Annotated in this window: 15 protein-coding genes; 7 read left to right on the top strand and 8 right to left on the bottom strand. The window is 70.9% G+C overall.

What is annotated here, in order from left to right:
* Positions 1-33 precede the first annotated feature (33 nt).
* Entirely contained in the window at positions 34-1,155 is a 1,122-nt protein-coding gene (gene dnaJ / locus ACX114_RS03260) for a molecular chaperone DnaJ (RefSeq protein ID WP_014393483.1), read from the bottom strand.
* A 126-nt stretch (positions 1,156-1,281) separates the two neighbouring features.
* A complete protein-coding gene (locus tag ACX114_RS03255; RefSeq protein WP_014393482.1) occupies positions 1,282-1,722 on the bottom strand; it encodes a hypothetical protein in 441 nt (146 codons plus the stop codon).
* Between the two features lie 158 nt (positions 1,723-1,880).
* Between ACX114_RS03255 and ACX114_RS03250 the strand changes: the two genes are divergently transcribed.
* From ACX114_RS03250 to ACX114_RS03240, 3 genes are all read left to right on the top strand, one after another.
* The gene (locus ACX114_RS03250) at positions 1,881-3,644 is read left to right on the top strand and encodes an ABC transporter ATP-binding protein (RefSeq protein WP_459294597.1); all 1,764 of its coding nucleotides are present in this window, start codon (positions 1,881-1,883) and stop codon (positions 3,642-3,644) included.
* A gap of 126 nt (positions 3,645-3,770) precedes the next feature.
* Entirely contained in the window at positions 3,771-4,163 is a 393-nt protein-coding gene (locus tag ACX114_RS03245) for a hypothetical protein (protein WP_459294595.1), read from the top strand.
* Between the two features lie 82 nt (positions 4,164-4,245).
* Complete coding sequence (locus ACX114_RS03240; RefSeq protein ID WP_459294593.1) at positions 4,246-5,178, top strand: hypothetical protein; 933 nt, start codon at positions 4,246-4,248, stop codon at positions 5,176-5,178.
* On the opposite strand, the gene ACX114_RS03235 is transcribed toward ACX114_RS03240, so the two are convergent.
* Entirely contained in the window at positions 5,147-5,878 is a 732-nt protein-coding gene (locus tag ACX114_RS03235; protein WP_459294591.1) for a hypothetical protein, read from the bottom strand. The genes ACX114_RS03240 and ACX114_RS03235 overlap by 32 nt on opposite strands.
* 106 nt (positions 5,879-5,984) lie before the next feature.
* Between ACX114_RS03235 and ACX114_RS03230 the strand changes: the two genes are divergently transcribed.
* Complete coding sequence (locus ACX114_RS03230; protein WP_459294589.1) at positions 5,985-6,746, top strand: hypothetical protein; 762 nt, start codon at positions 5,985-5,987, stop codon at positions 6,744-6,746.
* A 2-nt stretch (positions 6,747-6,748) separates the two neighbouring features.
* A complete protein-coding gene (locus ACX114_RS03225) occupies positions 6,749-7,303 on the top strand; it encodes a hypothetical protein (RefSeq protein WP_459294587.1) in 555 nt (184 codons plus the stop codon).
* A gap of 58 nt (positions 7,304-7,361) precedes the next feature.
* Here the strand turns inward: ACX114_RS03225 and ACX114_RS03220 are convergent, their stop codons facing one another.
* The 5 genes from ACX114_RS03220 to ACX114_RS03200 all read right to left on the bottom strand — a co-directional run bounded on the left by ACX114_RS03220 (position 7,362) and on the right by ACX114_RS03200 (position 14,543).
* Positions 7,362-8,063 (bottom strand): hypothetical protein, encoded by a 702-nt coding sequence (locus ACX114_RS03220; RefSeq protein WP_459294585.1) that lies wholly within the window; start codon positions 8,061-8,063, stop codon positions 7,362-7,364.
* 23 nt (positions 8,064-8,086) lie between these two features.
* Complete coding sequence (locus ACX114_RS03215) at positions 8,087-9,073, bottom strand: hypothetical protein (protein WP_459294583.1); 987 nt, start codon at positions 9,071-9,073, stop codon at positions 8,087-8,089.
* Positions 9,073-10,611 (bottom strand): pilus assembly protein, encoded by a 1,539-nt coding sequence (locus tag ACX114_RS03210; RefSeq protein WP_459294581.1) that lies wholly within the window; start codon positions 10,609-10,611, stop codon positions 9,073-9,075. The genes ACX114_RS03215 and ACX114_RS03210 overlap by 1 nt, the downstream gene beginning before the upstream one ends.
* Positions 10,590-11,384, bottom strand: a complete 795-nt coding sequence (locus ACX114_RS03205; protein WP_459294579.1) for a TadE/TadG family type IV pilus assembly protein — start codon at positions 11,382-11,384, stop codon at positions 10,590-10,592. The genes ACX114_RS03210 and ACX114_RS03205 overlap by 22 nt, the downstream gene beginning before the upstream one ends.
* A 102-nt stretch (positions 11,385-11,486) precedes the next feature.
* Entirely contained in the window at positions 11,487-14,543 is a 3,057-nt protein-coding gene (locus tag ACX114_RS03200; RefSeq protein ID WP_459294577.1) for a helicase-related protein, read from the bottom strand.
* 340 nt (positions 14,544-14,883) lie between these two features.
* Here ACX114_RS03200 and ACX114_RS03195 point away from each other — a divergent pair, with 340 nt between their 5' ends.
* Together ACX114_RS03195 and ACX114_RS03190 are read left to right on the top strand one after the other, a co-directional pair.
* Entirely contained in the window at positions 14,884-16,740 is a 1,857-nt protein-coding gene (locus ACX114_RS03195) for a sensor histidine kinase (protein ID WP_459294575.1), read from the top strand.
* Between the two features lie 268 nt (positions 16,741-17,008).
* Positions 17,009-18,880, top strand: a complete 1,872-nt coding sequence (locus tag ACX114_RS03190; protein ID WP_459294573.1) for a cytochrome c3 family protein — start codon at positions 17,009-17,011, stop codon at positions 18,878-18,880.
* Positions 18,881-18,899 lie beyond the last annotated feature (19 nt).

Below are 18,899 nucleotides of genomic sequence, written 5' to 3'. Positions count from 1 at the left end.
CTGAAGCGCGGCCCGGGACGCACGCCCGGCCAGCTAGCCGAAGAGCTCCTTCACCTTGTCGAAGAAGGACTTCGACTGGGGATGGGTCTCCTCGCCGGACACCTCCGCGAAGCGCTCCAGCAGCTCGCGCTGCTTGGAGGACAGCTCCGTGGGCGTTTCGATGATGACGCGCACGTGCTGGTCCCCGCGCTGCTGGCTGTGCAGGTGCGGGATGCCCTTGCCGCGCAGGCGGAACACCTTGCCGGACTGCGTGCCGGCCGGGATGGTCATCTTCACCTTGCCGTCCAGCGTGGGCACGTCGATCTTCGCGCCCAGCGCCGCCTGCGTGAAGGACACCGGCACCTCGCAGAAGACCTCGTACTCCTCGCGCTGGAAGAGCGGGTGCTCGCGCACGATGACCGTCACGTACAGGTCGCCCGCGGGCGCGCCCCGGTCTCCCGGCTCACCCATGCCCGCCAGGCGCACGCGCGTGCCGTTGTCCACGCCGCCCGGGATGGCGACCTCGATGACCTCTTCGGACGGCGTCTTCCCGGAGCCCCGGCACTTGGCGCACGGATCCGGGATGGTCGCGCCCGAGCCGCCGCAGTCACCGCACGGACGGGACACCGCGAAGAAGCCCTGCGAGTAGCGCAGCTCCCCGCTGCCGCCGCACGCCGCGCACTGCCGGGGCGCCGCGCCGCTCTTGCTGCCAGAGCCGGAGCAGGTCTCGCACTTCTTCGGACGGGGGATGGTCACCTTCGGGCGGCAGCCGAAGGCCGCCTCCTCGAAGCTGATCTCCAGGTTGTAGCGCAGGTCCGCGCCCCGGCTCTGACGCTGCCGGCCACGACCACCGCCACCCCCGAAGATGTCGCCGAAGATCTCCCCGAAGATGTCGTTGATGTTGACGCCCTGGAAGCCGCCGCCCGCGTCCCCGAAGGGGTTGCCCGCGTGTCCAAAGCGGTCGTACTTCGTGCGCCGGTCCGGATCGCTCAGGACCTCATAGGCCTCCGAGGCCTCCTTGAACTTCTCCTCGGCCTCGTGGTTCCCGGGGTTGCGGTCCGGGTGGTACTGCAACGCGACCTTCCGGAACGCGCTTTTCAGGTCCTGCGCCGTAACGTTCTTCTGGACGCCCAGGACCTCGTAGTAGTCGCGCTTCTGCCCTGCGGCCCCTGCCATCGAATCGAACCCCTGGAATTTGCTGGCGTTTTCAAGCTGCGTAGAGAATCGGAGTCACTATAACGCAGCGAAACACGCCAGCAATCCAGGCCCGGGTCCAACCCTTCGTGAAGCAGGGGTTGTGCGCTACACGGTCCAGACGCGGTTGACCGTCAGCTCCATGCGAGCGAGCCGGCGCTTGAGGGCCGGGTCCACGGGGCCGTTCATGGACCACTTGGGGACCACGAAGTGCAGTTCCGCGTTGTAGAGCTTCGCGGCGCTCGCCAGCAGGCTCCAGCGGTTCTCCGCGGTCGGATCATCCACCATGCCCGGGGTGACGATCTCCAGGATGATGGGCGTGCGGGCGGAGTCGGACTGGCGACACGTGAAGTCCGGCCGGTGGTCTTCAATGGTGCCGGAGAGCACGGGCGGCGGCATGAAGCCAGGGAGGCGGGCCTTGATGTCCGAGTAGCCGATGGTGCGGAAGTACTCGGCCATCAGCCAGAGCAGACGGCGGCGCTCTTCATCATCCACGACCGACTCGCAGCCGGGATTGAACAGGACTTCTTTCTCGGAGTTGGTTTCCATGGCGCATCTCAAGCTGTCCGCGTGTGTGGGATGCGGCAACGCAGGCGGGCGCGAGCGCTCCCTGACCGGCCGTGGGGCGGGCGGCCATGCACGCGCGCTTCCCACGTCCCTTTGGCTTGGACGGCACCGTCGCCTCGGTGACAGAGTGCGCCCCCTCCGTGGCACCCCGTCCCTCCGCGCACGTCTATCGCCGGCTCCTGGGCTACCTCCGCCCCTACCGCCGGTTGCTGCTCGCGGGCACGCTGGCCTCGCTCACCGCCGCTGCCGCCACCGCCGCGTACGCCTGGATCGTCGGGCCCCTGCTGCGCGCCGTCCTCACCGGCGCCCCCGTCACCGTCGCGGGGATGACCCTGGCGCCGGAGGCCCTGCTGTCTCGGCTGCCCCTGCTGGTCGTCGCGGTGGCGTTGGTGAAGGCCACGGCCCAGTTCCTCCAGGGCGGCCTGATGCAGCGCTTGGGCCAGCGGGTGATGGCCGACCTGAGGGGCTTTCTCTACGGCCGGCTGCTCGCCCAGCCGCCATCTTTCTTCGAGCAGCGGCACTCGGGCGAACTTGTCTCCCGGTTCACCTCGGACGTACCCCTGGTGGAGTTCTCTGTCACCCAGGCGCTGTCATCGTACGTGAGGGATGGGCTGCAGATTTGCGCACTGCTGGCGACCTGCTTCCTCATCGACGCGAAACTCTTTCTCTTCACGTTCGTCGTCGTGCCCGTGACGGTGGTGCCGGTGAGCCGCTTCGCGCGGTCGCTCAAGAAGGTGGCCACCCGCTCGCAGGCGAACCTGGGCGCGCTCAGCGCCATCACCGCCGAGCAGTTGCAGAACCTCCCCGTGGTGCAGGCCTACGGCACGGTGCCCCGCGCGCTGGAGTCGTTCGACGCGGAGGCCGAGGCGTACCTGGCGGAGATGCGCCGCTCGCTCTTCATCCGCGGCGCCTTCAGCCCCACGGTGGAGCTCTTGGGCATCGTCGGCGTGGCGGTGGCGGTGGCGTGGGGCGCCCGCGCGGTGTCCATGGATCCGACGCTGGCCGGGCGCCTCCTGTCCTTCATGGCGGCGGCGCTCCTGCTCTACCAGCCGGTGAAGTCGCTGAGCGGCACGCTGTCCCAGGTGCTCACGGGGCTGGCGGCGGCGGAGCGCCTGTTCGCGCTCGCGGACTCGCCGGTGCCGCCGGACGTGGGCGCGGAGGCCCCGCCCCTGTCGCGCGCCCTGGAGCTGTCCGGCGTGCGCGCCACCTACTCGGACGGACGCGAGGCCCTCAAGGGCGTGGACCTGACGATTCCCGCGGGCGCGCGCGTGGCGCTGGTGGGCCCGTCCGGCGCGGGCAAGACGACGCTGTTCTCCGTGCTCCTGGGCTTCCTGCCGCCGAGCGGCGGCGAGGTGAAGTGGGACGGCGTGCCGCTGTCCTCGCTCAAGGCGTCCAGCGTGCGCGCGCAGCTGGCGTGGGTGCCGCAGGAGCCGGTGCTCTTCTCCGGCACCGTGCGCCACAACCTGCGCCTGGGCCAGCCGGACGCGACGGACGACGCGCTGTGGGAAGCGCTGCGGCTGGCGCACGCGGAGGACTTCGTGCGGGCGCTGCCCGGCGGCCTGGATGAGCCCGTGGGCGAGCGGGGCAGCCGGCTGTCCGGCGGACAACGGCAGCGCCTGGCGCTGGCGCGCGCCTTCCTGCGCCGCCCGTCACTGCTGCTCCTGGATGAGCCCACGAGCGCCCTGGACGCCACCAGCGAGGCGGCGGTGGGCGCGGGGCTCGCGGCGCTGATGAAGGGCCGCACGGTGCTGGTCATCGCGCACCGGCTGAGCACCGTGCGCGACGCGGACCTCATCGCGGTGGTGGAGGGCGGACAGGTGGTGGAGGCAGGCACGCACGAGCAGTTGCTCGCGCTGCGGGGCCGCTACGCGCGCCTGTTGGGCGAAGGCGCCGTCGCCGCCTGAACGCCGCCCCGCGGGGCCATGGTCTTCGTTCGCGAAGGGGTGTTCATGGGCCCCGTGCCCAGCCACTCCACGCCATTGCCGACCTTGCGCGATCGGGCATGCCCTGCGAGCCTTCCGCCCTGGCCCATGCCTCAGACGCCGCCCCGCGAACGAGAGCCCCTGTCGCTCAACGCGCTCCTGCTGGTGCCCGCCCTGCTCCTGGCCGCGGGCGCGTGCGTCGCGGTGGCCGCCCGGCACTTCACGCTGGCCGCCGCGTTCACCGGCACGCTGGTGCTCGTTCCGTTCGTCTTCCGGCTGTGGACGCGGCCCTGGTATCGGGGGCTCGTGCTGCGCGGGCTGGGCCTGTTCATCGCGGGCATGCACGTGCCCATGCTCGCGGGCGGCGTGCTCGCCTACGGGCGCATCGGATGCGAGGGCGCGGACTGCGGCCAGACACTTCTCTGGAGCATCGTGCTGGCACCCGTGGCCGGCGCCGTCTGCTCTGTCGTGTACTGGCTCGTGGGCCGTCCCCCCGTCTGAATTACAAGGAATCACGGACCCCCTATCCTCACTGGAAATGCTTGTTCCAGTCAGACCTCACGTCGCGCCCGGACCGTTCGTCGTGGCGTTGGCCGTCCCCACCACGGTGTGCATGCTGGGGGGCACGCTGCCGGTGCTCCTGGGCAGTCCCGCCGGACTGGTGAGCGTGGTGAGCTCCGCGGGACCCTTCTCCGTATTGCTGGTGCTGGCGCTGGTGGTGGAGGTGCCCCTGCTGATGCTGGCGACGGGCTCCACGCTGCTGGGCCGCACGGTGCCGCTGGCGGTGATGGTGGGCATGGCGACGGTGCCGTGGACGCTGGGGCTTCTGGGCACGGAGGTGGCGCTGGAGCGGATGCAGGCGGCGCTGCCCATGGTGTCCGCCACGGACGCGGGCATCGCGTTGACGGCGGGGCTGGGCAAGGCGATGGCGCCCCGGCTGCTGGGTGCCTGGACGAGCGCGGTGCTGCTGGGCGCGCTGTCGGTGGCGCTGGGCATGGCGCGCTACAACACCGCGCGGGCGTTGCAGGACAACACGCGCCGCAGCCTGCTGTTGGGCAGCCTGGTGTCCGCGGCGCTGGCGGGCATGGCGGTGGTGGCCACGCTGGAGGCGCACCAGCTCTTCACGCTGCTGTCACGGCTGTCACGGGCTCCCGGCGACCTCCGCCCGGACCTGATGGCGGAGGGCATGGCGCAGGCGGCGCGGCTTCGCACGGTGCGCTGGAGCTGCTTCTCCTGCCTGCTGGTGCTGGGCTTCGCCTGGCTGATGACGTACCGCGCGGCGGAGGCCCGGCGGACCCGCGCGCTGGAGTGGGTGGGCGGCCTGGTGCTCACCGCCGCAGTGGCCGTCCTGTTGCTGCTGGACGCGCACCCGCTGCACACCACGCTGGGCCCGGAGCGCGTCACCACCGGCCGCAGGACGTCCGGCCCCGTTCCCACCGACGCGGACGTGACACACCTGATGGGCGAGCGCTCGCCCCTGCGGCTCAGCCTCCCCGAGACAGCACGAACAGGATGATCAGCCCCACCACGACGAAGAAGCCGAAGACGGCCACCATCACCAGCCCCTCCGACTTGCGCACCACCGGGGGCAGGACCTCGTTGGGCAGCGGCTGACCGTGCCGCAAGAGCACGGGCTCCGGCTCCGGGGCCGCCTGCGGCGCGGGCGCTGAAGCAGCGGCGGTCGGAGCGGCCTCGCGCGGAGGCGGCGCCACCGGCGTGAAGGTCACGGCCCGGGTGGCGACGGTGTCCCGAGTGCCGGGGTCGCGGCCCGGCGGCTTCACCAGGTGCTCCGACGGCGTGACGCTGGACATCTCCAGCCCCTCGCGAGCGAGCGCCAGCACGCGCTGCATGTGCAGGATGTAACGGTCCTGGTCCTCGTAGGTGGCGAGCGCCTGCGCGGCGCGCACCAGCCGCTGCGGCACCAGCTCCGGGTCCGCGCGCACCTCCGTGGACACGGGCCGCGCCTCGCCCGCCTCCACCCGGCCGGTACGCACGCCCTGGCCGCTGGCCCAGATGCAGTGTTCATCCAGGAGCGTCAGCTCCTGACGGCGCACCCGGCCGTCCTCGTCCACCAGCGACATCAGCTCCGCGCCCTGGGGGGACAGGTGCCAGACGGTGCGCAGGCCGTTCTCCCCCAGCGGGCCTTCCACCGCGCGGGCGCGGTAGAGCTCCTGCATCGCGGACTTCAAGGGGTCGGACGAGGTTTCCACGGCCATGACTGCCGCACAGTAGGGGCGCCGCGTCCGAAACGGAAGCCACGCACGCTCCGGCGTGATTGCCCCGTGCGCGGATGCCCGCCTTGTGCCTACCGTCCATTCCACGATGAGCCGCTCCAAGAACCGAGCCCCCGACTTCGTCCGCCAGTTCGAGGGTGCACAGACGCTCGACGGACTGCTGGAGCTGTCTGGCAGTCCCTGCGACACCGCCGACGTGCTCGAGCGCATGCGCGAGGCGCGCGCGGAAGGCGCCGATGCCAGCCAGGTGATTCCCACCCTCTTCGAGGGGGAGCCCCGCTTCCCGGACCCGGAGGTGGCGCGCCGCCTGTACCAGAACCTGCTGGGCCTCTGGGACGCGGTGCTGGAGGGCAAGGCGGTGCGGCTGGAGGACGGCCCCCGCCCGCCGCGCCCGAAGAAGGAGCGGCTGCAGCCACCCGCGCCCTTCCATCCTGACGAGCCCACGGGCGAATTCGTGGAGGCCGCCTGGCGTTATCTGGAGGACGACGACAAGGCGCGCACGCGGCTGATGCATGCCTACGAGAACCGGCAGGACGGCCTGCTGGGTGCGCTTGACGCCGCTGGCCTCACGGACGAAGGTTATGGGGTCGCCCGCCACCTGCTCTTCGAGCTGCACGCCATGCTGGAGCTGGGCTGGCCGCCGGGGCTCTCGGCCGTGGATGCCAGGGCCCTGGACAGGGAACCGGATGCGCCGCCCGCGCCGGATGCCCTCCAGGAATACGTGACGGAAGCGCTGTTCGAGGCGGAGCAGGACGAGGAGCACCCCCTCGCCCCCGAGGAGCTGGCGCAGGTGCGCACCCTCGTCCGGCGGGGACTGGCGGCGCTGTGGCGCGCCCGCAAGGGGAGATGAAGATGGCCCGAGACGACAACGACGGTGGTGGCTTCACCGGCAAGCGCAACAAGTCCTACCGCGAGCTGGACGCGCAGCGCGGCAAGAGCAAGTACCACTCGCGCCAGGACGACCCGGCGCAGCAGAAGCTGGAGCGCAGCGCCAGCTACCAGAAATACAAGTCCGCCGCGGACGCCCTCTTCACCGGCGGCGAGCTGCCGGAAGGGCTCGCGAAGACGTTCGACCCGGAAGGCAAGCGCAAGGCCCAGAAGGAGGCCCTGCGCAAGGTGCAGGAGTCGGAGACGCGCGCGGACTGGGTGAAGGGCGTGGTGGACTACCTGGAGAAGTATCCGGACATGCCCGAGGACGCGTACTTCCTCGACAGCCTCCTGGACCACCCGCGCGAGCGCATCGTGGACAAGGCGCTGGCGAAGCTGGAGTCGCTTCAGGAGGCGGGCACGCTCCAGAAGAAGCTGCCCAAGAGCCTGGACCAGCGGCTGAAGTCCATTGAGATCACCAGCCTGGACCCCGACATGCAGGGCCGCGCCAAGGCGCTGCGCGAGAAGCTGCGCGCCTGATCAGCGCGCTCGCTGCTGCCCCGAGCGCGTCAGCGCGCTCGCTGCTGCCCCGAGCGCGTCAGCGCGCTCGCTGCTGATAGATAAGCACCACGCCTTGCTGGCCGTCCTTGTCGGGCTGGTGCGTGAGCCGCAGCTCCGCGCCGGGCCGCGAGTACAGGCCCGCCTCGTCGCCGCGCTTCCACCCGGCCTTCGCCAGGGCGTCATCGTAGAAGGCATCCACCTGCGGCCCCGTGAGCGGGACCTGGAAGGTGAGCGTGCGCGAGCCCTCCGCGTTGACGCGCAGCACGCCACTCGCTCGCGGCGGCAGCGGCGCGAAGTCCCCGGCCGCCTCCTGCGGACGCGCCAGCGCGTGGTTGGCCTCCCCCAGATACAGCGTGGTGGTGCCATCCGCCTGCGGCATCATCACCACGGTGTAGGTGATGCGCCGCTTCGGATCCAACGCGGTGAGCATGGCCGCGTTGTTCGCGTACTGCGCCTGCTCCTTGCCGGGCGGCACGTAGAGGCCGCCGTCGCGGAACGCGTCCGCGAAGCGCTGCACCAGCTCCCGGATGTTCTCCTTCACATGCACCGCGCGCAGCGCCACCGGGATGCCACCCGCCTCCACGATGTCGCTGGACTCCACGTGGGCGATGACCTGGAGTTGGGGCCACGCGAAGCGCGGCGCGGCCTGCTGCACGCCCGCGTCCGGCACTCCCGCGTCAGGGGCCGCATGGGCCCGCGCGGACAGGCCCAGCACCAGCGAGAGCACCGCTCCCGCCACGCGTCCGCGACTCCCGGCCCGCATCAATGCGGCACGCCTCCCAGCCATTTGTTGCGCCGGCCGTCGTTCCGGTAGGTGGGGGACAGGTTGTCCGCGACGAAGGGGGTGGTCTCCCAGATGGTCTGGTTGCCCGCGTGCGACGCGCCAATGCTCTGCTCGTAGTTGCTCTCCGAGCCGCGGAAGCTCATGAAGAACTGGTCTTCATTCACGCCGCCCATCGCGCCCACGCCCGCCATCAGCGCGCTGCCGGCGCTCCCGCCGCCGCCGTTCTCCTGGTACACGCTCTGGGCCCACCCGTAGTAGTCTACGTTCGCGCAGGAGCCCCCGCTGTCGATCATCAGCGGGCACTCGCGGCCCTCCGCCACGCTGGACAGTCCCCAGTCGTCCAACAGCATGAAGAAGCGCCCGGGGCAGCGCCCGCCGGACGCGCGCCCGGCGGCGCACACGCGGAACGGGTCGGAGGCCCGCCGGTGCGACACCTTGAAGAACTCCGGCTCCATGAAGTTGCCCAGCCGCTCCGCGCGCAGGGTGGTGAACGCCGTGCAGGAGATGCCCTCGGACTGGGTGTCCATGGCCGCCGCCAGCGCCCCCGTTTCGGCGGTCGACGCGTCCTGCGGACGGGTGCCCAGGATGGTGACGGGGCTGCCCGTGGGCCGCGTCGGCTCGCAGTCCACCTGGATGCGCGTGGCGCGGGCGAGCGCCTGCTGGAAGGTCATCGCGCCGCTGTTCTGGCCGGAGCGGCCGTCGAAGTCCTGGTAGCGCCCGGCGGCCTCCGACGACCCCAGGGCCTCCGCGTTGGAGCGCTGGAAGACGCCGTTCTGCGGGTTGTGCATCACGTGCCCGGTGGACTCCCACAGCGCGAAGTTGGCGGCCTCCTGCACCTTGAGCGACAACGCGCCCACCTCCGCGAAGTAGATGCCGAAGAGCAGGATGGTGACGAACACCATGGAGCCCAGGGCCGTCTCGACGAGCGCCTGTCCCCGGCGCTGCCTGGAAGCGTGCGCGCGCATCAGTACTTCGCTCCCGTGCTGCTGCCGCCCCGGTAGCCGGCGTTGTCCAGCCGGCGCAGCGCTTCCGCGTGCTCGGAGAAGCCGGCCGCCTGCAGGCTGTTCGCGGGCTTGTCGTCGCGGGCGCCCTCGGTGCTCACCAGCGTGGCGCGCCAGAAGGGGTTGAGGAAGTTGGGCGGCTCCTCCCAGCCGCCGCCCACCGCCGCCGGCCGGGGCCGGTGGTAGTAGGCGAGCCCCGCGGCCAGCGCCACCTGGTTGCGCTGCACGTCCTCGCGGCCGGTGGGCTGGATGCGTCCCAGCGGCGCGGCGTTGTCGAACTCCGTCTCCTTGTTGGCGAACTTGAAGGTGAACACCAGGTTCCACGGGTCCGGCCGGGCGCGGCGCGAGTCGCTCGCGTAGTCGCGCCGGAGCATCGCGTACAGCTTGGGCTGGCCGTAGTCGTTCTCCGCGGCGTTGCCGTGCAGCAGCCCCGCGTTGAAGCCCACGGAGTAGGGCCAGATGCCGGGGCACACGATGCAGGTGCCCAGCGTGTGGCGCTCATCCACGGTGGTGTTGTTCTCCGCGCCCTGGCCGGGCGGCGCCTTCGCGCCGTAGACGTGCTGGTCCTCGTGGGACTGGCGCTCGTCGGACATCACCCACGCGTCCGTCGCCGCGGCGGTGTAGGGGGTGCCGTCCGGGCAGGTGCCCGTCACCGCGCGGCCGTGGTCGTGCGCCCACGAGTTGCGGCCGGAGATGGTCTGGTAGGTGGAGGAGTCCATCGCCCCCGCGCTGGCATAGAACTGGAAGCCGGGGTTGTGCGCGGCGGCGCCCGAGCCGAAGCCCGCGCTGCCCGTCTCCCGGTTGTGCACCCACGTCCACCCCAGGCTGCCCATGGTGGCGTTGCGCATGGCATCCCCCTGGCCTCCACCGGTGGTCATCACCGCGCCGGCGGTGTCCGGCACGGTGCCGGTCTTCACCTGCTGCATCAGGTCGTCGTAGCTGGTGCCGGAGGACGCGCCGCCGGACACCTCCGCCAGGGACTTGGCGTCGCCCTCTTCCGGGGCGGCGAGCTCGGGGTTGACCTCCTTGGCGATGAGCCTGGTGAGGCCCTGTTGCGCCAGGTGCGTGCCGATGAGCCGGTTGTAGATGGACAGCTCCGCGCGGAACATGGAGCCCGCGCGCCCCTGGAGCGATATCACCTGCTGCCCCGCCGCTTCATCCAGGGCGGACCAGTCGTTCGCGGGCATCTGGCACGGGGACAGCCTCCGCGCGGCGTACTGCTGGCTGCCGTAGCTGATCATCGACTGCGTGCCCGCCATGGCCACCATGTGGGCAATCTGGGCGCGGTTCATCACCGCGATGGCGTTGAACGTGCGCGCCGTGGACACCGCCTGGCTGTAGGCCGCCGCGTCCGCCGCCATCTGGATTTCGACGCGTTCCTTGGCGCGCATGCCGAAGCCCAGCGTGCCCAGCACCATCAGCGTCAACAGGAGGAACGTCAGCGAGAACAGCACCAGCGCCTGGCCGCGCGCGCCGGACTTCAGAAGCCGTGCAGGCTGCATCCGGCACCTCCATTGAAGTTCGACGCCTTCACCGGGGTCATCATCTTCATGGCCGCGTGGACCTGGATGGGGAACAGGTAGTGCCCCTGCGCGTTCCAGCGCACCATCCGGTCCCCCAGGTCCCCACCGGGCCAGTCATCCGGCCCCAGCTCCACGTCCGTGTCCGCCCACCAGTCCGACTTCTTCTGCGCCGGGTTGAGGGGGTTCGCGTCCGTGTAGTTCTTGAGGTGGAACTGGGCCAGGAACATGCGGCTCATCACCCAGTCCGCGAACGGGATGCGCATGTAGTACCAGGCCACCATGCGGATCTCGAGCGTGCGCTGGCGCATCAGCGCCGGGTCGTCCGTGGGCACGTCGAACAGCAGGTCCTCGTCCCCATGGCTGCGCACCCACGCGACGCCCGGGGACTCGCGGACGATTTCGACCATGGGCCCTTCGGAGAAGAGCGTCCCCTTCGAGCCGCGCACGCGCAGGTAGTTGCGCTTGCGCTCGTCAAAGGCGTTGGCCAGCTGCGCGGGCGTGCGCGTGTGCTCCACCGTGGGCAGCATCGTCACCAGCGCCGCGTGCGTCATCGCCTCGCAACTGCCGTGGTTCAGGCTGCCCGCGCGCACCGCGCGGTACACCGCCACCTGCGCCAGGATGCGGCCCTGCAACAGCATGAAGAGCTGCAGCGTGCCCAGCACCATGAACACCACGAGCGGCATGCACAGCGCCGCCTCCACGGCGGCCTGACCGGACTCATGCTTCCGACGCTGGGGGTGGGGGAAGGCCATATCGGGGGAGGCTGCCTTCCTCCTAGATTCTCGATGATTGGGGAATCGGTCAAATGGCCGGAACGCCGCCAGGACCGATTCCATTGTGACACAACTGTTTACTCAACGATTGAGGGTGAAGCCGCAGGCGGCGTCCAGCACCACCTTCGCCCCCGCGAGCGCCTGGAGCAGGCGTTCATAGTGATGGCGCTCCGCGTCAACCTGGGCCTCCACCGCCTCCGGGGCCAGGCCCTGGTGGGAGAGGGAGAGGCGCAGGCGGGCGGCGGCGGCGTCGCGCTCGGCCTCGATGGCGGCCCGGGCCTTCTTCGCGGACCGGCCGAGCTCCGCCTCGGCGGCGGCCTGGGCCACGGGCAGCGCGGCGTCCACGAAGGCGCCGAAGCCGGGGAAGGCCTGGTGGACCTCATCCCCCTTCAGGGCCTTGCCGTCGGATTCCAATGCGGCCAGTACGGAAGCGTCGGCCACGGGGCCCTGGGGGCCGTCCACCACGGCCACGGGCAGCAGCGTGCGCGTGAGGAAGCGGGCCAACTGGCGGCTGGGCACGCGGGCGCCGGGGGTCGTGTCCTGGGGCTCTGGAAGCTGGACGTGAAAGAGCAGCTCCAGGCCGCGCGCGGGCTTCTTCACGGAGCGCTTCTCGATGTGGCGGAAGCCGCTGCGGCCGTAGGGGCCGTCCTTGAGGAAGCCGAACAGCGCCTCCACCAGCGGGTGGCCGGTGGCGAAGTACTCCAGCTCCTCCGCCTCCACGGCGGTGTCGCGCCAGAAGGTGCCCAGCACGGTGCGGTCCTGCATCACGTCGATGCCGGGCAGGCCCTCGACGTTGAGCGCGTGGCCGAACTGGAAGGCCACCTGGAAGGCCTCCACCTGCTCGTCGGTGTCCACGCCAATGCCCACGCGGCGCGCCAGCTCCGTGACGGTCTCCTCCAGGCGCTCGTCCAGGTCGCGCGCCACGCTCCACAGCCCGTCCTCCAGCGGCGGGGCCTCCTCGTCGGAATCCTCTTCCGGCTCCTCGCCCATGCGCTCCTGCGCGCGCGCCACCAGCCGGGCCACGGCGGGCTTGTCGAAGCTGCGCACGTCCAGCAGCGGGTCGTACGCGCGCTTCACCTGCTCACGCGCCGCCTCCACGCGGGCCTTCAGCTCCGCGGCGTACTCCACGCGCGCCTCGCGGGGCAGCAGGGCCAGGTCCGCGATGCGGTCCTCCACCTCCTCCAGCACCGCGTCCAGGCCGCCCACCGTCTCACCGAAGACGCCCACGGCATCCGCCAGCAGCATCAGCACGTCCGACGCGAGCGTGCCCGCGGGGTCGAAGACGTGGATGTCCACCGGGTGCGCCTGGCCAATGCGGTCCAGGCGGCCGATGCGCTGCTCCACCGTGGAGGGGCTCCACGGCAGGTCGTAGTGGACCAGGTGGTGCGCGAACTGGAAGTTGCGGCCCTCGCCGCCCACCTCCGTGCACAGGAGCACCTGGGGGCCTTCCGGGTCGCGGAAGCGCGCCACCTGCCGGTCGCGCTCCACGAGCGGCAGGTCGCCGTGGTAGCCCAGCGCCTCCACGCCCTCGCGAGACAGCTCCGACTGGAGCGACTCCAGCGTGTCGCGGCTCTCCGTGAACACGAGCACCTTCGCGCGCGGCTCCGCCTTCCAGATGCCGCGCAGCACGCCCACGAACGCGATGAGCTTCGCGTCCCGGCCGGTCAGCTTGAGGTCCGCGCCCTTGAGCGCCGGGTTGGACTTCACCGCGCCCGTGAACGCCGCGGGGCTGGACTCCAGACGCCGCAGCACGTTGGCCAGCGGCGCGCCGCGCAGCGTGCCCTTCGCCAGCGTGGCCAGGGCCGTGTCGCGCGCCTGCAGCTCCTCCGGCGTGAGCTGCACCGGGTGCCGGTGGAGCCTGCGCGTGGAGAAGCCGCCCACCACCGCGCGCCGGTTGCGCACCAGCCGGTCCGACAGGCTGTACGTCTCCGCCAGGTGCGCGAGCAGCGCCTCCTTCTCCTTCAGCGTCTGGAGGCGCGCGTCCTCCGGGAAGCGCTTCGCCAATGAAGCCACGGCGGCCTTCGCGTCCTTGCCGTCGGCCTTGCCTTCCATGAGCGCGCGCACTGCGGTGGACAGCTCCTCCTGGCGCTGGAGCCGCGCCTCGAAGCCCTTCACGGACGGCGCCGTCGCCGCGTCGATGAGGGTGAGCAGGCCGTGGTACTCCGCCGGGTCCAACTGCATGGGCGTGGCGGTGAGCAGCAAGAGGCCCCACGAGTTCGCGGCCAGCCCCTTCGCGGCGGCGAAGGCCTTCTCGCCCTTGAGGTGGTGCGCCTCGTCGATGATGACCAGGTCCCAGAACGCGTCCTCGGCGGCGACCTCTTCGCGGTGCTCGCGGGTGCGGCTGAGCAGCTCCAGGCTCGTCACCACCAGCGGGAAGCGCGCCCACGGAGAGACGTCCGGCGCCTCCTTCAGCGACTGCTCGTAGCGGTCCGAGTCCATCAGCGTGAAGAGCTGGTTGAACTTGTGGAACAGCTCCACCAGCCACTGCACGGTGAGGTGGCTGGGCGCCACGACGATGCACCGCCGCGCCAGGCCCACCAGCCGCAGCGCGCTGAACACCATGCCCGCTTCAATCGTCTTGCCCAGGTCCACTTCGTCCGCCAGCACGAAGCGCGGCCGGCGCGCGGACAGCACGCGCTGCACCACGCCCACCTGGTGCGGCTTCACCATCACCCGGCTGGCCAGGAGCGCGCCCAGCGCGTCACCCCGGCGCTCGTCGTCCAGCACCAGCGCCTGCTTGCGCAGCATGAACGCCTTCGCGTCCCCCACCCGTCCGTCGCGCAGCGTGGACAGCAGGTCGGAGCGCGGCGCCAGCGCGCGCACCTCGGACTCCGGCAGCTCGTCCTCCTCGCCCGTGTCCTCGAAGCGCACCACGTAGCGGCGCAGCCCGCGCGCGCCCGGCTCCTCGCCCAGGATGGTGGCCTTGCGTCCCTTCGGCGTCTGGATGGGCTCGCCCTTGGGCAACGGGTACGGCACCAGCGCACCGCCGCGCGTGGACACCAGCACGGGCGCATCCTCGCGGGACGGGAAGGCGATGAGGGCCTTGGCCCCCTGCTCCTGCAGCGACACCAGATGCCCCACACCCCATTCGGGCTGCGGGAGGTAGCGGACCTTCAGACCTTCGACGAGAGACGCCATATGCCGTGCAACACCTGGGTGACGAGGAGGGGGCGCTCATAACGTCCCAACGCCCGGAAGGCCATTTCGCAGGCGCCTCCACTCCTCCCAACCCCTTGAATCCAGGCCCGGTTCCCGAAAAAGCGTCGGCCACCGTCCACCATCCGACAGCCCCGCCGCGTCCTGCCCGCCAGAAATTTCCCATCCCTGGAGGTAGGGTCCATGATTTCATGACAAACAGGTAAAAACCGGGTTATAGGATACCCTGCCCGACAGTGCGATGTCGCTCACCCCACCTTTTCGGTGATGTTGAGCGTCCTTCTGCACAGAAGCGCTCGGTGCCGTCGGGGGGGAGTGCCACATGCTGCGACGTTGGACCTTCGCTCAGCGGGTCGGGGCAGGTCTGTCCGCGTGCCTTCTGGCCGGACTCATCCTGCTTGCCACCCTGGTGTCCACGGCCCACACGCTCACGTTGGACGACGGGGCCCTGGGCCATCATGTCGCGGACATCCTCGCCGGCCTCCTGGGCCTGGGCGCCCTGGTCGCGCTGGTGGTGGTGCTGAAGAACGCGCTGGGCCCCATGCACGCGGAGGCCGTGCAGAGTGAGCAGCGGTTGCACCTGTTCATGGATGGCGTGAGCGACTACGCGCTGTGCTTCCTGGAGCCGGACGGCACGGTGTCCTGCTGGAGCACGGGCGCGGAGCGGCTCACCGGGTGGACGTCCTCGGACATCGTGGGCCAGCGCGTGGAGGTGCTGCACGTGCCGGATGCCGTCTCGCACGGGCTGCCCGCGTCCCACCGCGAGCGGGCCGCGCGCGAGCGGCGCCTCCAGTCGGAGGGCTGGCGGATGCGCAAGGACGGCTCGCGCTTCTGGGCGGAGACGCTGCTCACCGCGCTCTACGCGGAGGGCGGCACGCTCCAGGGCTTCGCGGAGGTGACGCGCGACATCACCGAGCGCAAGCGCACCGAGCGCATGCAGGCGCTGCTCGCGGAGGCCGGACGCGTGCTGCAGCCGCAGGCCGGGGCCAAGGAGCTGGGGAACGCGCTCACCCGCCTGTGCGTGCCGGAGATCGCGGACGCGTGCGTGCTCTATCTGCCGGATGGCCAGGACGGCGTGCGCCCCGGCGCGGTGGCGTGCGCGGACCTGGCCACCCAGACGCGGCTGTGGGAGCCGCTGATGCGCAGGCCGTCCCTGGATGAGCCCGGCCCCGCGCGCGTCATGCACACCGGCCGCGCCGAGCGCTTCGCGGAGGTGGATCCGGACCGGCTGCCCTCCTCCGTCAGCGACAGCACCTACGCGGAGCTGTGGCGCGCGCTGGGCGTGCGCTCCGCGCTGAGCGTGCCGCTCGTCGTGGACAACCGCGTGCTGGGCGCGCTGTGCCTGCTGTCCACCCGGCCGCACCGCCACTACGGCGCGGTGGACCAGGCCTTCATCGAAGAGCTGTCCGCCCGCGCCGCGCTGGCGCTGGACAACGCCCGCCTGCTGGCGGCGACGCAGAACGCGCTGGAGCTCATTGGCGTGGCGGCGCACGACCTGGGCACGCCGCTCAGCTCGCTGCAGCTGCGCCTGCGCCGCGTGCGCTTGCAGTGCGCGCCCGCGCACGCGGAGGATCCGCGCCTGCGCGAGGGGCTGCTGCTGGCCGAGGACGAGACGAAGCGGCTGGGGCAGCTGGTGCACAACCTGCTGGACCTGTCGCGCCTGTCCGGCGGCCGGCTGGTGCTGGAGTCCCGGCCCATGGACCTGGCGGAGCTGGCGCGGGAGGTGGCCGCCCGCCACGAGGACCAGGCCGCCGCCGCCGGCTGCGCCCTCACCGTCCACGCCCGGAACGCGGCCCCGGGCCGCTGGGACCGCCAGCGCCTGGACCGCGTCCTCACCAACCTGGTCAGCAACGCCCTCAAGTTCGGCCGGGGTCAGCCGGTGGAGGTGCATGTGAACGCGGATGAGGACTCACATCGGGTCCGGATGTCGGTGCGGGACCACGGCGCCGGCATCCCCGCGGAAGCCCAGCAGCGCCTGTTCACCCGCTTCGAGCGGGTCACGACGGACAGCCGCGCGCCGGGCTTCGGCCTGGGCCTCTACATCGTCCGCCAGCTCGTCGAGGCCCACGGCGGCACCATCCGCGTCCACTCTCGGCCCGGAGAGGGCTCGGAGTTCACTGTCGAACTCCCGTTCACCCCGGAAGTACAGGAGGAGGTGGGAAACACGATTCGAGTCTGACCCTCCCGGGTGGGTTGCGCCCCATAACCCCTTCCCATCCAGTCACGAACAGTCCGAGTTCGCCTCTGAGTAGAATTATTCTCAGAAGTTGAATCGCTCTGTTGATTGTGGATATTCTCCGTGTGGCTAGAACTGCTCGTTTTCGGCAAAAGCCGGATTTGAGAGCGACCCTCCGCCAGCGTCCCCCCGACGCAAGGGCACCCGGGTCCACTGGCCGCGACGCTGCTCCGGCAGCCGTCCGCACATACGCGTTCGGAGGAGTCCCCTCATGGGTGGAACTGACACGATTCGGGAGCGGTGTTCTCGCACTTCCCCCCGCCTGTTCACGGCGGGCCGCGCGAGCCTGCTGGCCACCCTGGCCAGCCTGACGGTGGCGTGCGGCGGTCCGGAGTCCACGGAGCTGGAGTCCTCCGCCAGCGTGGAGTCCCATGTCGAGCCGCAGCTCGCGGTGCAGGGCCAGGACCTGTCGCTGGGCGACCTCCTGGGTGGCGGCAACCGCGAGGCCCCCGTGGGCCTGGCGCTGGAGGTCGACAACGGCCAGGGCGTGCCCCTCAAGGTGAAGGCCGGCCAGACCTTCTGGGTGAACCAGATTGACCTGCGCGCCTCCATCACCGCGTCGAAGGACGAGGGCGTGGACGGCCTGCGCCAGAACAGCGACTTCCTGGCCATCGGGTGGTCGGGTGTGCGCCTGGCGGACCAGGAGTTCGTGGGCCTGTCGAACCCGGACGGCACCTTCACCCGCCGCCGCTTCTACCGTGACGCCGCGTGGATGAAGGCGACCAGCCTCTTCACGGTGGAGCCGGTGGACGCGCGCGGCGTGCTGACGGGCGCCCCGGTGCTCCTGAACATCGGCAGCGACGACACCCGCCGCACGGAGCGTGACGACTTCTTCATCCGCCGCATGCGCGCCATCCAGTGGACGCGCGACTGCCGCTCGCTCACGGACTGCACCGGCGCCACGGCCTATGAGGAAGAGGCCCTGGTGGAGCTGCGCAACGCGTACGACCACGCGAAGCGGCAGACCCTCACCTTCAACTCCCGCACGGTGGGTCTGCGCCTGCGCTGGAGCCTGCGCCCGTTCGCCCCCTACTTCATCCCGGTCACCCAGGTGTCCAAGCCGGAGTTCAGCTACGGCTTCGGCATCGACATCAAGCCCCTGACGGCGCCCCGCAAGGACGGCACGTACGCCCCCGGGTCGCAGGTCACCTTCCAGATGACCCTGAAGGACGGCAAGGGCAAGCGCCTGCACCCGGCCGGGAGCCTCCCAACCTACAATGAGGTCGCACCTCCGGGCGCTCCCGGCAGCCCGGCGGGGATCCAGTACTATCAGGCCTTCTTCAACCCCACGACGACCTACTATCGCCGCAAGCACCAGGAACGGATGATGATGACCCAGCTCATCGGGCCGGCGCAGGACATCCAGCCCATCCGGACCATCGTCGACCTGGAGGCCTTCCTGGACGACTCGCAGGACGTGCAGACCATCGCCACCCCGGCGCGCGACGGCGTCTATGCGCAGTTCATGACCTTCCCGCCCTCCAACAAGCTCTTCGGCGGCGCCTTCTTCCCCAACGACGGCCGCTGGGACGCGCCCGTGAGCGACACCTGGACCTACACCCTTCCCGCGGACGTGAAGCCCGGCACCTACCTGGTGACCGCCAAGGCGCGCCGTGTGTTCATGGGTGAGGACGTGCCGGCGTCGCGCACCATCGAAATCCAGGTGGGGACGAAGACGCACACCAGCGCGGTGCTGACCACGGGTCCGTGCAACACCTGCCACAGCAAGGGCGGCGAGCTGGGTGAAGTCCTCCATGCGAACGACAACCGCGCCGCGTGCGCGTCGTGCCATGCTCCGCTGGGCTTCGAACTGGAAGGTCCCATCTTCGTGCGCACGCACTTCATCCACTCGCGCTCCAACCGCTTCGACGCGCCCCTGGAGAAGTGCTCGTCCTGCCACCTGAAGCAGGAGACCACGCAGCGCACCAGCAAGGCCGCGTGCCTGTCGTGCCACAAGAGCTACCCTGAGAGCCACGTGGAGAAGTTCGGCCCCATCGAGTCCATGTACGTCGGCGGGGGCCGCGAGTCGTTCCAGCAGTGCACCGGCAGTTGTCACAAGACACACCCCGGCGCCGGCTTCTAGCCGCCGCCGGTTCGCACGG

This window comes from Corallococcus sp. M7 (assembly GCF_054512695.1).
The sequence above is the reverse complement of the archived record's forward strand: the minus strand, read 5'-3'. Positions and strand labels throughout refer to the sequence as shown.